General features: G+C 68.4%; 10 protein-coding genes. 2 read left to right on the forward strand and 8 right to left on the reverse strand.

From position 1 onward, the window contains the following. Nucleotides 1-127: 127 nt before the first annotated feature. From fghA to ppc, 3 genes are all read right to left on the reverse strand, one after another. Nucleotides 128-958 carry an S-formylglutathione hydrolase gene (gene fghA / locus QLQ15_RS02625; protein WP_283211308.1) on the reverse strand — a complete coding sequence of 277 codons (831 nt, stop codon included), beginning with the start codon at nt 956-958 and terminating at the stop codon, nt 128-130. An 8-nt stretch (nt 959-966) separates the two neighbouring features. After that, complete coding sequence (locus QLQ15_RS02630) at nt 967-2,076, reverse strand: S-(hydroxymethyl)glutathione dehydrogenase/class III alcohol dehydrogenase (protein WP_283211309.1); 1,110 nt, start codon at nt 2,074-2,076, stop codon at nt 967-969. 649 nt (nt 2,077-2,725) lie between these two features. After that, the gene (gene ppc, locus QLQ15_RS02635) at nt 2,726-5,479 is read right to left on the reverse strand and encodes a phosphoenolpyruvate carboxylase (protein WP_283211310.1); all 2,754 of its coding nucleotides are present in this window, start codon (nt 5,477-5,479) and stop codon (nt 2,726-2,728) included. Nucleotides 5,480-5,609: 130 nt separating this feature from the next. Here ppc and QLQ15_RS02640 point away from each other — a divergent pair, with 130 nt between their 5' ends. Then, the gene (locus QLQ15_RS02640; protein WP_283211311.1) at nt 5,610-7,265 is read left to right on the forward strand and encodes a tetratricopeptide repeat protein; all 1,656 of its coding nucleotides are present in this window, start codon (nt 5,610-5,612) and stop codon (nt 7,263-7,265) included. A 57-nt stretch (nt 7,266-7,322) separates the two neighbouring features. On the opposite strand, the gene QLQ15_RS02645 is transcribed toward QLQ15_RS02640, so the two are convergent. The 5 genes from QLQ15_RS02645 to QLQ15_RS02665 all read right to left on the reverse strand — a co-directional run bounded on the left by QLQ15_RS02645 (nt 7,323) and on the right by QLQ15_RS02665 (nt 12,133). Continuing rightward, nucleotides 7,323-8,003 (reverse strand): hypothetical protein, encoded by a 681-nt coding sequence (locus QLQ15_RS02645; protein ID WP_283211312.1) that lies wholly within the window; start codon nt 8,001-8,003, stop codon nt 7,323-7,325. Nucleotides 8,004-8,077: 74 nt separating this feature from the next. Then, nucleotides 8,078-9,412 carry an amidohydrolase family protein gene (locus tag QLQ15_RS02650; protein ID WP_283211313.1) on the reverse strand — a complete coding sequence of 445 codons (1,335 nt, stop codon included), beginning with the start codon at nt 9,410-9,412 and terminating at the stop codon, nt 8,078-8,080. A gap of 61 nt (nt 9,413-9,473) precedes the next feature. Then, a complete protein-coding gene (locus QLQ15_RS02655; protein ID WP_283211314.1) occupies nt 9,474-9,821 on the reverse strand; it encodes a hypothetical protein in 348 nt (115 codons plus the stop codon). A gap of 294 nt (nt 9,822-10,115) precedes the next feature. Next, nucleotides 10,116-11,102 carry a sulfotransferase family protein gene (locus QLQ15_RS02660; protein WP_283211315.1) on the reverse strand — a complete coding sequence of 329 codons (987 nt, stop codon included), beginning with the start codon at nt 11,100-11,102 and terminating at the stop codon, nt 10,116-10,118. Further along, nucleotides 11,102-12,133, reverse strand: a complete 1,032-nt coding sequence (locus QLQ15_RS02665) for a glycosyltransferase (RefSeq protein WP_283211316.1) — start codon at nt 12,131-12,133, stop codon at nt 11,102-11,104. The genes QLQ15_RS02660 and QLQ15_RS02665 overlap by 1 nt, the downstream gene beginning before the upstream one ends. A 246-nt stretch (nt 12,134-12,379) precedes the next feature. Between QLQ15_RS02665 and QLQ15_RS02670 the strand changes: the two genes are divergently transcribed. Further along, nucleotides 12,380-14,989 carry a TonB-dependent receptor gene (locus QLQ15_RS02670; protein ID WP_283211317.1) on the forward strand — a complete coding sequence of 870 codons (2,610 nt, stop codon included), beginning with the start codon at nt 12,380-12,382 and terminating at the stop codon, nt 14,987-14,989. The last annotated feature ends 69 nt before the right edge of the window (nt 14,990-15,058 follow it).

The raw sequence follows: 15,058 nt of genomic DNA on the forward strand, positions 1-15,058 counted from the left end.
TCCCCTTGCGGGAGAGGGACAGGCCGCGCAGCGGCCAGGGAGAGGGGCGGCGCGCCGGCAACGCGCTCCGCGTGCCCCTCATCCGCGCTTCGGGCACCTTCTCCCACGAGGGGAGAAGGGATCTGCATCAGTCGTTCAATGCCTTCGCGTGATGCGCGATGTGCTCACCGATGAAGCTGGCGATGAAGTAGTAGCTGTGGTCGTAACCCGCACGCAGGCGCAGATCGAGCGGATGGCCCGATGCCGCGCAGGCATCGCGCAGCTTCTCCGGTTGCAGTTGCGAGGAGAGGAACTCGTCCGCTTCACCCTGGTCGATCAGCAACGGCAAACGCTCCTGCGCGGTCGCCACCAGCGCGGTCGCGTCCCATGCCGCCCATGCATCGCGATCCTCGCCCAGATAGGCAGTGAATGCCTTCTCGCCCCACGGCACCTGCGTCGGCGCGACGATCGGCGAGAACGCCGACACGCTGCGATAGCGCCCCGGGTTCTTCAATGCGAGCACCAGCGCGCCGTGCCCGCCCATCGAATGCCCACTGATCGCGCGCGCCTTCGTCGCCGGGAACTGCGCCTCGACCAGATCCGGAAGTTCCTGCGAAACGTAGTCGAACATGCGGTAGTGCGACGCCCACGGCGCCTGCGTGGCGTTGACGTAGAAGCCCGCGCCCTGGCCGATGTCGTAGCCGTCGGCATCGGCCACGCCGGGGCCGCGCGGACTGGTGTCCGGCGCGACCACGATCACGCCGTGCTCGGCCGCATAACGTTGCGCACCGACCTTGGTGATGAAGTTCTGCTCGGTGCAGGTCAGCCCGCTCAGCCAGTACAGCACCGGGCACGAGCGGTGCTCCGCCTGCGGCGGCAGGTACACGGCGAAGTTCATCTCGCACTGCAGGACCCTGGACGCGTGCCGGTACACGTGCTGCCAGCCGCCGAAGCACGCGCGATGTTCGATGCGTTGCATGGCGTGGCTCAGAAGTGGATGACGGTGCGGATGGACTTGCCTTCGTGCATCAGGTCGAAGGCTTCGTTGATGTCGGACAGCGTGCGCGTATGGGTGACGAACGGTGCCAGTTCGATGTCGCCACGCATCGCGTCCTCGACCATGCCGGGCAGCTGGGTGCGACCCTTCACGCCTCCGAACGCGGTGCCCATCCATTTGCGGCCGGTGACCAGCTGGAACGGCCGCGTGCTGATCTCCTGCCCTGCGCCGGCGACGCCGATGATCACCGACTGGCCCCAGCCCCGGTGCGCACACTCCAGCGCCGCGCGCATCACGTTGACGTTGCCGATGCATTCGAAGGAGTGATCCACGCCCCAGCCGGTCATCTCCACGATCACCTGCTGCACGGGCTTGTCGAAATCCTTCGGATTCACGCAGTCGGTCGCGCCCATCGAACGCGCCAGCTCGAACTTGGCGGGGTTGGTATCGATGGCGATGATGCGACCGGCCTTCGCCTGGCGCGCGCCCTGGATCACCGCAAGCCCGATGCCGCCCAGGCCGAACACCGCCACGGTGTCGCCTTCCTGCACCTTCGCCGTGTTGTGCACCGCGCCGATGCCCGTGGTGACGCCGCAACCGAGCAGGCAGACCTGTTCGTGGTTGGCCTCCGGGTTGATCTTCGCCAGCGAGACTTCCGCCACGACGGTGTACTCGCTGAAGGTCGAGCAGCCCATGTAGTGGTACACGGGTTGACCGTTGTAGGAGAAGCGCGTGGTGCCGTCGGGCATCATGCCCTTGCCCTGCGTCGCGCGCACGGAAACGCACAGATTGGTCTTGCCCGACTTGCAGAACAAGCATTCTCCGCATTCGGCCGTGTACAGCGGAATGACGTGATCGCCCGGCTTGACGCTGGTGACGCCCTCACCCACTTCCACCACCACGCCCGCGCCTTCATGACCCAGTACGCACGGGAACAGGCCTTCGGGATCGTCGCCGCTCAGCGTGAAGGCGTCGGTGTGGCACACACCGGTGTGCGTGATCTTCACCAGCACCTCGCCGGCTTTCGGCGGCGCGACGTCGATCTCGACGATCTGCAGGGGCTGGCCAGCGGCAAAGGCGACGGCGGCACGGGATTTCATGGGGGATGCTCCAGCAGACGACGTGAGGACGCAATTCTAGAGCTTGCGCGTGTAGCGTGCGTTTCCGTGTGTGGCGACAGGGGCCGACCCCAACGATTGCGGCTGCGTCAGGCGAGGACGGTCGCAGCTCCGCCGTGTATTGCCCGTGACCTGCTGTTGCCGTTGCCGTTGCCGTTGCCGTTGCCGTTGCCGTGGATCTTGCGACTTCGGAGCGAGCCGAGCACCGCAGCCGTACGAGGGCCGAAGAGCCGCCCATGTTTGAGTGCCGCGAAGCGGCGCGAGTTTGGGCGGCGTGCCCTCGTGCGGCGAGGAGCGCAGGGCACCGCCGCGCAGCGGCGGATCGCGTAGGGAGCTGGCGGTTTTGGTTACTTTTGCCAAGACAAAAGTAACCCGCCCGTTTTCGGGCGGAAGCTTTTGCCGTTGCGGCGATTGCGGTTATCAACGCCTGCAGCGTGGAAAGTCCATGGGCTCCCGTCTTCGCGGGAATGACGACGAAAGCAACAGCGCGCGGCTTCGCCGCGAATGCGGCTGCGATGACTGCAAAGCTGCCATCCATGGCGGCACGCTTCCGGCCCCGGATCGCCCGGCCCGGCCATCCATGGCCGGGCGTTCGCCGCGCTGCGGACCAGTGGTCCGCGAGCAGCGCGGCTCACCCCGTATTCTGTATCCCCGCCGAGATCCCGTTCACCGTCGCCACCAGCGCCTGGTACAGCGCATCGTCCGGTCGCCCCGCCTCGCGCCACCGCGCCAGCAGGTCCACCTGCAACAGGCTGATCGGGTCGACATACGGATTGCGCAGACGGATCGACTGACGCAGGCGGTAGTCGCCGGCAAGCAGCTCGTCGCTGCCCTTGATCGCCAGCACCGCCTCGCGCGTGCGTTCGAACTCGGCGGCGATGCCCGGATGGAAACGTTCGTGCAGTTCGCCGGCGAGCAGTGAATAGCGCTCGAAGATGTCCGGATCCGATTTGGCCAGCATCATTTCGAGGTCATCGATCAGCGTGCCGAAGAACGGCCAGTCGCGCGCCATCTCGGCCAGCGTGTCGCGGCCGTGCGCGTCCAGTGCGTTGTGCAGAGCGGTGCCCACGCCGTACCACGCGGTCAGTCCGGCACGGTTCTGCGACCACGCGAACACCCACGGGATCGCACGCAGCGAACCCACATCGCCCGTGCCGGCCCGCTTGCTCGGGCGCGAGCCGATGCGCAGCCGCTCGATCACGTCGATGGGCGTGGCGGCGCGGAAGTAGGCGGGGAAGTCAGGGTCCTCGTGCACCAGCGCGCGGTAGTGGCGGCGCGCGTCGGCCGACAATTCACCCGCGATGGCGCGCCAGGTTTCTTCGCGCGCCTCGGGCGGGCGCGGACGCAGCGTGGCACGCAGCACCGCACCGGTGGCCTGTTCCAGGTTGCGCAATGCGATCGCGCGGATGCCGTACTTGCGGTGGATCACCTCGCCCTGTTCGGTCAGACGCAGGTAGCCGTCGACGGAGCCGCGCGGTGCGGCGATCACCGCGCGCTCGGTCTTGCCGCCGCCACGGCTGATCGATCCGCCGCGACCGTGGAAGAACGCGATGCGCACGCCGCTTTCCTGCGCCAGTGCGGTCAGCGCGATCTGTGTGCGTTGCAACGCCCAGCGCGAAGCGAGCATGCCGCCGTCCTTCGCGCTGTCGGAATAGCCCAGCATCACCACCTGCCGATTGCCACGTGCGGCCAGGTGCTGGCGGTACACGGGATCGGCGAACAGCGCTCGCAGCGTGTCGGCGGCGGCATCGAGGTCGTCGACCGTTTCGAACAGCGGCGCCACGTCCAGCGGGACCCGGCCGTCGCCATCGATGCAGCCGGCGATGCGTGCCAGTGCGAGCACGGCGAGCGCGTCGGCCGCGCTGCGGCTCATGCTGACGATGTACGGGCCGAACGCGCGTGCGCCGTAACGCGGACGCAGGCGCGCCACCGCGCGGAACACGTCCAGCGTCGGGCGCGCCGTGCCGTTGCCGGTGCCGGGCGCGGGCTCGGTGCCATCGAGCAGCGCATGCAGGCGTTGCGCGCGCGCTTCGCGCGTGTGCGATTCCCACTGCGGGTCGCCCAGCACTTCGGCCAGTGCGACGTCATGCGTGGCCGAATCCTGGCGCAGGTCCAGGCTGGCGAGGTGGAAGCCGAAACACTCCACGCGACGACGCAGGCGACGCACCGCGAAGCCGCCGGCGTGCTCGCCCTGGTGCGCGCGCAGGCTGTCCTCGATCATCGCGATATCGGCCAGGAACGCGGAGGCGTCCGGATACCCGTGCACGTGGTCTTCGGCGGTTGCGCGCAGGCGCGCGGCGACCAGTGCGAGCAGGTTGCGGTACGGCATGTCCGCATGGCGCGGCTTCAGCGCGGCGGCGGCCTTGGGCAGCAGGTAGCGGTATTCCTCGATGCGGGCCAGCACCGCGTCGGACACGCCCACGCGGCTGAGCGACTGGCTGAGCAGTTCGCCCAGCGCCGCCACTTCCTGCCGGTATTGCGCGAGCACGAGCGAGCGCTGTCCCGCCAGCGAGGCGGCGATGGTGTCGGCACCCACGTTCGGATTGCCGTCCATGTCGCCGCCGACCCAGGTGCCGAAGCCGAGCACCGTGGGCGCCGACACGGACTCGCCGTAGGCTTCCTTGAGCGCGTCCTCGAAGATCTCGTAGAACACGGGCAGCACGCGGTACAGCACATCGGAGAGATAGAAGCCGACGTGCTCGAATTCGTCCGCCACGCTCGGCTTCGCCGGCGGCGTCTCGGCGGTCTGCCAGCTGGCGGTCAGCGCCAGGCGCATGCGCTCCAGGTCGGCGCGATGCTCGTAGGGCGTGCGGCTGCGGTCGATATCGTCGATCAGGCAGGTGACGATCTGGCGTTCCTTCTCCAGCAGCGCGCGACGCACGGCTTCGGTCGGGTGCGCGGTGAACACCGGCTCGATGCGCAGGCGCTGCAGCAGCGCCGCGACTTCTTCCAGACTCACGCCCTGCGCGGCCAGCGTGACCAGCACTTCGCGCAGTCCGCCGGGTTGCAGATGCGCGCCCTGGCGTTCGTAGTCGCGGCGGCGGCGGATGCGGTGCACGCGCTCGGCGACGTTGACGGCCTGGAAGTAGGTCGCGAAGGCGCGCACCAGATCGCCCGCATGTTCCAGTTCGACGCCGGCCAGCGCCTGCGCCAGTTCGGCCACGGGCGCATTCGATTCGCGGCGGCGGATTGCCGCACGGCGCAGGTTCTCCACGTCGGCAAGGAAGCCGGCGCCGCGCTGCTCGGCAAGGATCTCGCCCACCAGCGCGCCCACGGTTTTCACGTCTTCCCGCAGCAGTGCATCGTGCGGCGCGAACTCGACGACGCGCAGCGGTTCTTCGGCGGCGGCCGCGGACGGGGCGGAGGCGTGGGGTTGGGCGGTCATCCGCCGAGCCTACCGCACTGCAACATTGGTGGCGCAACGGTTGCAGCCGCAACGGTCTGGCCGGCGCCTGACCGCTGCGGGTTGAACGGTACGTTCTGCCTTTAGATGCCCACCTCGTGAGCCCGTTGCCATGCCTTCAGCCCACCGCCTCCTGGCCGCAGTCATCGTCCTGGCTTCGCTCGTGGGCTGCCGCCCGACGCCGCGCGAGGACTCGGCCGAGGCCAACGCGCCGCCGCTGTTCGACACCTTCGGCGACCTGCATCGCGACATCGGCACGAAGGTGCCGCAGGCGCAGCGCTATTTCGATCAGGGCCTGCGTCTGACCTACGGCTTCAACCACGAGGCCGCCGGCCGCGCCTTCGCCGAAGCCGAACGGCTCGATCCCAACTGCGCGATGTGCGCCTGGGGCCAGGCGCTGGTGCTGGGCCCGAACATCAACATGCCGATGCCGCCGGAACTGGCCGCCGATGCCACGATGTACGCCGCGCGCGCCAAGTCGCTGTCGGCGCATGCGACACCGGCCGACCGAGCGTTGATCGATGCGCTGGTGCAGCGCTACGCCACGCCCTCGCCCGACGACCGCAAGCCCCTCGACGAGGCCTACGCGAAGGCGATGGGCGAAGCGCACCGGCAGTTCCCCGACGACGACGACATCGCCGCGCTCTACGCCGAGTCGCTGATGGACCTCACGCCGTGGGCGTACTGGAACGCGCAGGGCAAGCCGACGCAGTACACCGACAGCATCGTTGGCACGCTGGAGGGCGTGCTCAAGCGCAACCCGCGCCACATCGGCGCGGCGCACTACTACATCCACGCGGTGGAGGCCTCCAACCAGCCCGAGCGCGCCGAGCCCTATGCCGATGCACTGGCGGCACTCGCGCCGGGCTCGGGCCACCTCGTGCACATGCCCGCGCATGTTTACATCCGCGTGGGCCGTTACCACGACGCGACGCTCAGCAACCTGGCGGCGAGCAGCGCCGACAAGGATTTCCTTGCGGTCTGTCGCGGCAGCAACGGTGCGTATCCGCTCGGCTACGTCCCGCACAACTGGCATTTCGCCGCCATGACCGCCGCGCTGCACGGATCGCGCACGCTGGCGCTGGAAGCCGCGGACCAGACCGCGAAGCGCGTGGATCCGGCGCAGATGGAAGCGATGAGCTTCATGCAGCAGTTCGTGGTGACGCCGCTGTTCGCCAAGGTGCGCTTCGGCGAATGGGACGCCATCCTCGCCACGCAGGCACCGCCGGCCGACCTGCCCTATCCGCGCGCCATCTGGCATTTCGCGCGCGGCATGGCGTACGTGCGCCAGCGCAAGGCCGGCGAGGGGCAGAAGGAATTCCTGAAGCTGCAGGCCATCGCGCGGGATCCGGCGATGGCGAAGGTGGTGCTGTTCGACATCAATCGCGCCGATCACGTACTGGCCGTCGCCGAACACATGCTGCGCGGCGAGATCGCGCTGGCGCGTGGCGACCGCAAGGCCGGCATCGCCGCCTTGCGCAAGGCGGTGGAGGCCGAGGACCGCCTCAACTACAACGAACCGCCGGAATGGCCCCTGCCGGTGCGCCCGTACCTGGGCGCGGCGCTGCTGGAGGCCGGCCGCGCGAAGGAAGCGGTCGTCGTCTACCAGGAAGACCTGCGACGTTTCCCCAAGAACGGGTGGTCGCTGTTCGGCCTGGCGCAGGCGCAGCGCAAGCTCAAGCAGAAGGACGCGGCCGCCGAAACCGAGGCGCTGCACGCCAGCGCGTGGCAGTGGGCGGACGTGAAGCTGACGGCATCGCGGTTCTGATCCGCATCGCGGGATCGCGACCACGCGACGCCGTCAGCGACGGTTCGCGCCGCGCGGCTAAGGTTGCGCCGAAGCGGGGTTCTTGAAGCTCACGACGAAGTTGGTGCCGCCGGCGGGTGCCGGCCCGTGGGTGACGGTGGCCGGCTGTTCCTTGCCGCACCCCTTGAAGAGCCACCGCTCCTCGATGCGCCGCTCCGCGCCCGTTCCGGTGTCGCTGACCACGCTGGCCTCAAGCGCATCGAAGTCGCGGCATCCGCTCAGCGCGGACGCTCCGACGAAGGCCTGCTTGAACACGTCGTGGCGCAGGTTGCGGTCGGTGAGCGTGGTCCCGCTGAACTCCATCGGTACGGAGAAGCGGATGCTCTGCAGCGCGCGCCAGCAGCTGCGGTCCGGATCGGCCGCGATCTCCGCGTCGAAACTCTTGGCATTGCTGGCGTGGATCGTCGCGCGACGATCGGCGTCGGTCTTGCCCATGTCGGGAAAGAGCCGGCCCATCGCCGCGCCGCCTCGCTCGATGGCGGCGCCCTGCTCCGTCCGCCATGCCGCCAGCGCCGGTTCCATCTCGACCGCCCGTGCGGGAGCCGCCTTGCGGCAGGCATCCACGAAGTAGTCGTACATCCCGTCCAGTCCGTAAACGCGCATGTCCAGATAGTGCGCGCGGACCTCGGCCTGGTCGGCCGCCTGGGCCGCGCCCACAGACAGCACGCATCCCAGCAATATCGCCACGAAACTGCGCATGTCCCCGCCCCCCTTCCCTGGCGGCATTCCCTTCCGCGGCGGCGGCCGCCCGACGTCGCCGCGGGGCCTGCGCGTTACTTCACGCGCCGGCCGTGCTTGATGACCATGTCCACGTTCTGCAGCAGCGCCACCTGCTTCAGCACGTCGCCCTTCACCGCGATGATATCCGCGTACTTGCCTTCGACCACGCTGCCGTAGTCCTTGTCGGCTTTCATCGCCACGGCCGGCCAGTAGGTGGCCGCGCGGATCGCGTCCACCGCCGGCACGCCGAGCTGGTTCACCCACACGTCCAGCTCGTTCCAGGTGCTGCCGCTGTGGAATTTCATCGGGATGCCCGAATCGGTGCCCACCAGCATCAGCACGCCGGCCTCGCGCAGCTGCTGGAACTTGCGCTTGAGCGTGGGCCACCGTTGCGGCGTCTGCTGGAAATAGGAGATGCGCTCGGGATGTTCGAGCGAATGCTGGATGTCGGCGACGATGTCAGGCGGCAGGCCTTCGTGCCACGCGTCGCTGTCGATGAACTCGTGGTTCTTCACCGTGTAGGGGAAGTTGTAGAGGCCTTCGATCGTCGGCGTCCAGAACAGCGGGCCGGCCGCCATGTTGGCCGTGCGCTCGCGCAGCGTCGCGATGATGTCGTCCGGGTACTCGGGCGATGCAGCCAGGCCGGTGTGCTCGAAGCAGTCCACGCCGGCTCTCAGGCCACGCCGGATCTCCTCCGGTCGATGCGAGTGCGCCACCACGGGCAAGCCGTGCCTGTGCGCCTCGTCGACGACGGCCTGCACTTCGGCTTCGCTCATCTGGTCCTGGTCGATGAGCTTGATGACGTCCACGCCCGCATCCGCCAGCCGGCGCACCTTCGCACGCGCATCACCGGGCGAGTCCACGCCCCAGCGGAACAGCTCGGTGCCGGGGTAGGGCTTCTTCTGGATGAAGGGGCCGGAGACGAACAGCGTGGGTCCGTCGATCTTCCCGGCGTTGATCGCATCGCGAACCGCGATGCTGTCTTCCAGCGGGCCACCCAGGTCGCGTGCACCGGTCACGCCCGCATGCAGCAGCTGCAGGGCGGAGGCCGGCATGATCGTGTCGCGCAGGCGTGGCGGATAGGTCCTGTCCCAATGATCGTAGTCGGCGTGGCCGTTGATCATCAGGTGCACGTGCATGTCCCACAGGCCGGGCAGCACGGTCATGCCCTCGGTGGACACGACCGTCGCGCCAGCCGGCACCGGCAGCGTATCCACGGTGCCGACGGCGGTGATGCGCTCGCCGTCGATGAGGATCACGCTGTCGCGGATGGGCTCGCGCAGCGTGCCATCCACCAGCGTGCCACCGACCAGCGCGGTGATCGCGAAGGCATCGGCGGACGCAACCAGTGCAACGACCAGACACAGACCACGGATGCTGCGACGCATGGGCGGACTCCCGGCACGGATGCGCCGATCCTACCCGCGACGGCGCCGCGATGCCGGGCGGTCAGTCATCCTCGCCTTCCGGCGGCGGCGGCGGTTCGCCGCGACCGCGCATGTGCGGCGGCTCGAAGCCCTTGCCGCGCAGGCAGGCATCCATCTTGTCCCGGTCGGGACGCTTGGGCGGCGCTTCGCCCTTGGCCGGCTTGCGCGGCTTGCCCTCGGCGTCCGGCGGCGGCAGGCCCTGCTCCGCCGCGCAGGCGGCCAGTGCGGCCCGGAAGGCCGTGTCTTCGCGTGGCGGCGCGGGCTCGTCGTCCCACTGATACGCGGATGCGACGCCGCTGATGGACAGCAGCGCGATCGCAACGACACGCAGCTGCACGTCGCGACGGAAGGAGAAATTGCGTCGGCTCATGTCGGCTCCTTGGCCAGGGTCGTAAAAGAGGGGCAGAAAGACGAAGCGAAGTAACGAAGTGGAGAGAGAGAGAACCTCGGGCATCCGGCTTCGCCTTCCTGCCCCCACCACCGGCTGTTCCCGTCGATTCCCGGCACGCTCATCACGGGTTCCGCGTGTCCGGGTGAACGCATCGCCAAAGGGGGAGAGCGATGCGTCCTCATCGGGAACGTGGCCAGAGTGCGCGTGCGACGTTGCGTGCGATTGCCGGCCTGTGTCGTGCGCGCCACATGCATGGCAAGGTTCATCGCGCATTCAACGCACCGGCAACGCCATGGGCAGCGCGCGCTGGGCGGCATCGGACAGACGCTCGCGGATGCGGCGCTGCTGCGCGGGATCGAAGGTCGCCTCGAAGCGGCGCCGCATCGCGATGGGCTCCAGGTTCCCCAGCTTCCATGGTTCGTCCGGCAGGATCAGTTCCGACGCCGCACTGGCGTGTCGCTCCCACAGCCGTGCATCGTCCGCGCAGCCCAGGAAGTCCAGCACCTTGTGCAACGCCAGCTTGGGCGAGGCCGCCACGTCCTCGTAGCGCACCAGTCGATGACGAGGATCGTCGATCCAGCGCAGGCTTTCCGCCACGGCGCGACTCCATCGGCTCACGCAACGCTCCACGTCCAGGTACGGACGCCACGGCGCGAATGACTGCGCCGCGCGGTGCAGCGAGGCCACCACCTCCTCGCCGTCGCGCACCACGTGCAGGAAGCGCGCGTCGGGAAGATGGCGCTGGATCGCCTCGATGTAATACAGATGGTCCGGCGTCTTCTCCAGCCAGACCGTCTTTCGGTGGCGCAGGCAATGCGCGTCCATGGCATCGGTGAAGGCCCGCAGGTGCGCGGGCAGGCGCAACGCGTGGACGCCCGACGGCGGATTCGCGTGTAGCCCCGCCGCGATCACGCCATCCCAGGCGCGGCGCGCTCGGCGCGGTGCGACCAGGCCCGCGCCGGCAAGCCAGCGACGCCGTCGTTCGCGCCATCGGCGGCGTTCCAGCCCCTGTTCGTAGTCGGGCCGTTCGCACTGACGTGACTCGTCGCTGGCCAGCAGGTGCTGGAAGAAGTGCGTTTCCGGCAGCGACAGGATCTCGCGGTGCGCGTGCAGCAGCGACTGCAGCAGCGTCGTGCCCGAGCGCGGACATCCGACGAGGAACACACGGCGCCTGACCACGCCGGTCTCGTCGCGCTCGCGTGCCATCGACGCCAGCGTCGAGGCGAATCGACGGGCATGCGCGGGACGACGGCCCACCATCAGCGCCACTCCGCCAGTTGCTCCGCCGGAGCGGCGACGGTGTCGGGCGACAGTTCGTCCATGGCGTCGCGCAGGCGCAGGTGGAATGCGCGGCGATGCGACTCGAAGAAGATTCGCGCGGCGGCTCCCAGTTCATGCCAGCGGCTTTCGGACATCATCAACGCGGATTCGACCGCGCGCTCGATCGACGCGGCGTCCACGACATGGCAGCGGGCCAGGCCCATCATCTCCGCAGGACGCGACGCGATCGGTACGCCACGCGTTCCGTCGACGAGTTCGTTCATGGGTTCGGCATCGGTGGCCAGCACCACGGCCCCCACGCTCATCGCTTCCATCAGCGAGTGTCCGAAGCCCTCGGTTTGCGACGGACACAGGTGGAAGCGGTGCGTGTTCTGCAGGTGACGCAGTTGGGCGTCGTCGAGGCGTCCGATGCGGTGACCGACGTTGGCGGCCTGCACGCGTGCGGACGCGACAGCTGGATGCTGCACGACGGTCAGGCGCGGCCAGTGCGGATTCCGCGCCCACGCCTCCAGGACGGCCTGCGTTCCCTTCATGCGGCTGGCGCCGGCGACATGGAGGAAGGCGTTCTCGCGCGGGATGTCAGCGCGCAGCCGATCCTCGCTGGTGAAACCGATGTAGCGCGTGCGGCAGCCCAGCGCGGCGAAGGTGGTCTGCGCATGCCGCGTCTTGCACCACACGCGATCGAATCGCGGCAGCAGTGCGCGCCATTCCGCGCGCGTCCATTCCGGATTGGGCAGCAGCACGTTGCGACGCGCCAGCGCCAGCAGTCGCGGGTGGATGCGTTCGATCGACACCTGCACGTCCACGGGACCGTGCAACAAGCGCCGGCGCCAGAGACCTGCCTCGAAGGCCAGCGAGCGCCGGCGCGTGTCGGAGAAACCGATGGATTCAGTGGCCACGCCCTGTGACGAAAGCGCGTCGTCGAGCAGGCGCAGGTCGCGGCTGAGTCCCGCGCCGTTGTCGCGGGTGAGCAGTCGCGCGGTGGGGAGTCGCGCGTTCGGAATCGGCATGCGTAAGCAATCTCGCGGGGGACCGTGCGCGATGGTCGGCGGCGCGTGTGGCACGCCGTTGCCGTCGTGTGGCGGCGCTGACAACCGGCGAAAAACCGGCGCGAAGCGCGCTCGTTAGCGTCCCGCTAAGCCTTCGTTGCAATCGCGTTACGCCGCGCCGCTTCCATCGCGTGCGCGGTCCTGACGAAGGCGAGACCTCCGACGGCGCGTCGCCGTCGCGGCCCCTCTTCCGCAGCAAGGAAACACATGAAAGCAGCCACGCCTGTCCCGACTTTCCGCCGCACGCGCCTGGCCCTGGCCATGGGCGCATGCATCTACGGCAGCCTTTCGCTCCCGGCCCTGGCCCAGGATTCGAAGGGCGATGCCACCACGCTCGACCGCATCGAAGTCACCGGTTCGCGCATCCAGCGCGCAGACATCGAAGGCGCACTGCCGGTGACGGTGATCTCGCGCGAGGACATCGAGCTGAGCGGCCGCACCACCGTCGCCGACGTCCTGCAGAACTCCACCTTCAACTCGTTCGGCTCGTTCACGCCCAGCTCCGGCAGCTCCGCGCAGTCGTACTCGGGCCTGAGCCTGCGCGGCCTGGGCGACGGTCGCACGCTGATCCTGATCGATGGCCGCCGCGCGCCGGTGTCGCCGCTGACGGGCGAAGGCCAGGACCTCAACTCGCTGCCGCTGGCGGCGGTTGAACGCATCGAGATCCTCAGCGACGGCGCCTCGGCCATCTACGGTGCCGACGCCATCGGCGGCGTGGTAAACATCATCACGCGCAAGGACTTCGAAGGCGTGCAGGTCACCGCCGGCATCGGCGAGAGCGAACGCGGTGGCGGTACCGAGGAAGGCTCGGCCATCTTCGGCGTGAACGGCGAGCGCGGCCGACTGACTGCGGGCATCTCGTGGTCCAGCCGCGACATCACCTACGTGAGCGACTACCCGTGGGTGCAGAAGGGCGCATCCACCTACTCCAACAACTACGTGCGCGTGGCCACCAATCCGGTGACCGGCGAGACCACGCCGGGCGCGTACCTCAACGTGCCGGGCACCAGCAGCTCGGTGGTGCCGGGCGGTTGCGACGGCGCGAACTTCTACACCAACGCCGCCGGCACGCGCTGCTACTACGACTTCACCACGGCGATGGCCGACACCGCCAGCACCGACATCAAGGGCCTGTTCGCGCGCGGCGAGTACCAGCTGAGCGACAACTGGACCGCCTTCATCGACAGCTACTACACGAAGAAGGACTCGATGGGCGTGTACGCCGCCGTGCCGGAGTTCATCTTCGTCTCGGCTGACAGCCCGAACAACGTGACCGGCCAGGATGCGTACATCAAGCATCGCTTCGCCGCACTGGGCGACCGCATCACCTACCAGTTCCAGGACGACTACGACCTCTCCACCGGCCTGCGCGGCCAGCTCAACGAGACCACCAGCCTCGACCTGACCGTGCGCAACAGCCAGGCACGCGCGGTGGAGACGGGCTACAACTACGTCAACATCCCGGTCGCCGAGCAGTACTTCGAGGACGGCCGCTACAACGCGTTCGACCCGTACTCCAACTCGGAGGACGTGCTGGACGCGATGCGCACCACCACCGGCCGCAACACGTTCTACAAGCAGCAGGAGTACACCGCGCTGCTCAACACCGATCTGTTCGGCATGGCCGGCGGCATTTCCGCGCTGGCGGTGGGCGCCGAGTACCGGCAGGAGGACTACCAGGACCTGTACGACCAGCAGTCCGAGGCTGGCAACGTCGGTGGCTCGGCGGGCAATTCCGCCTGGGGCAGCCGTGACGTGTCTTCGCTGTACGCCGAATGGAACATGCCGTTCCTCAGCAATTTCGAGGCCGACCTGGCGGTGCGCTACGACCACTACTCGGACTTCGGCGATGCCACCTCGCCCAAGCTGTCGCTGCGCTACCAGCCGATCGACAGCGTGACGCTGCGCGCCTCGTACGGTGAAGGATTCCGCGCACCGACGCTGCAGGCGCTGAACCAGCAGACCGCGTTCTCGGCCGACAGCGTGACCGACCCGGCCACGGCCGTGGCCTACGGCCTGGCGCCGAGCACCTCGCTGCAGATCAACGCCTACCACGTGGCCAATCCCGAACTGAAGGCCGAGACCTCCAAGCAGTGGAGCGCGGGCGTGGCGTGGGACGCGACGAGCTGGCTGAACCTGACGCTGGACTACTACAACATCCAGATCGACGACCAGATCAAGTTCTTCACCTCGCAGACGGTCATCGACCGTACCGAAGCGGGCCAGTACCTGCCGTCGAACCTGGGCGTGGTGCGCAACGACGACGGCTCCATCAACACCGTCTATGCCGGCTACGGCAACGAAGGCCGCGTCAGCACCGACGGCCTGGACCTCAACGTGCGCGCGAAGTTCGAGATGGGCCAGTACGGCCATCTGACCAGCTCGCTGCAGGCCAGCTGGGTGAACAGCTACGAGATCTCCAGCCCCTACGGCAAGGACGAGTACATCGGCACCGACGGCTATCCGGAATGGCGCGCCATCGTCAGCAACCGCTGGGACATCGGCGATTTCAGCGTTGCCTGGAACATCAACATGATCGGCTACGAGCCGGCGTACTACGTCGACTACTACGCCGGCGAAACGCCGTGCAAGGACCTGGTCGCCGACGGCTACGCCGACCGTTGTAGCGGGCCGTACATCACCCATGACGTGCAGGTCTCGTACCGCGCGCCGTGGAACGGCACCTTCGCCCTCGGCGCGGTCAACGTGACCAACGAGGACCCGGTCTACGACGCCGCCTACACCGAGGGCTTCAACGACTACCTCTACAACGGCTACGGCCGCCAGGTGTACGTGCGCTACACGCAGAACTTCTAACGGAGCACCAGGGGAGGAGCGCCGCCGGTCCCGGTCGGGGAAACCGGGGCCGGCGGCCGCTTCTTCGTG

The sequence above is a fragment of the Lysobacter stagni genome (genome assembly GCF_030053425.1).
Taxonomy (GTDB): Bacteria; Pseudomonadota; Gammaproteobacteria; order Xanthomonadales; family Xanthomonadaceae; genus Lysobacter_J; species Lysobacter_J stagni.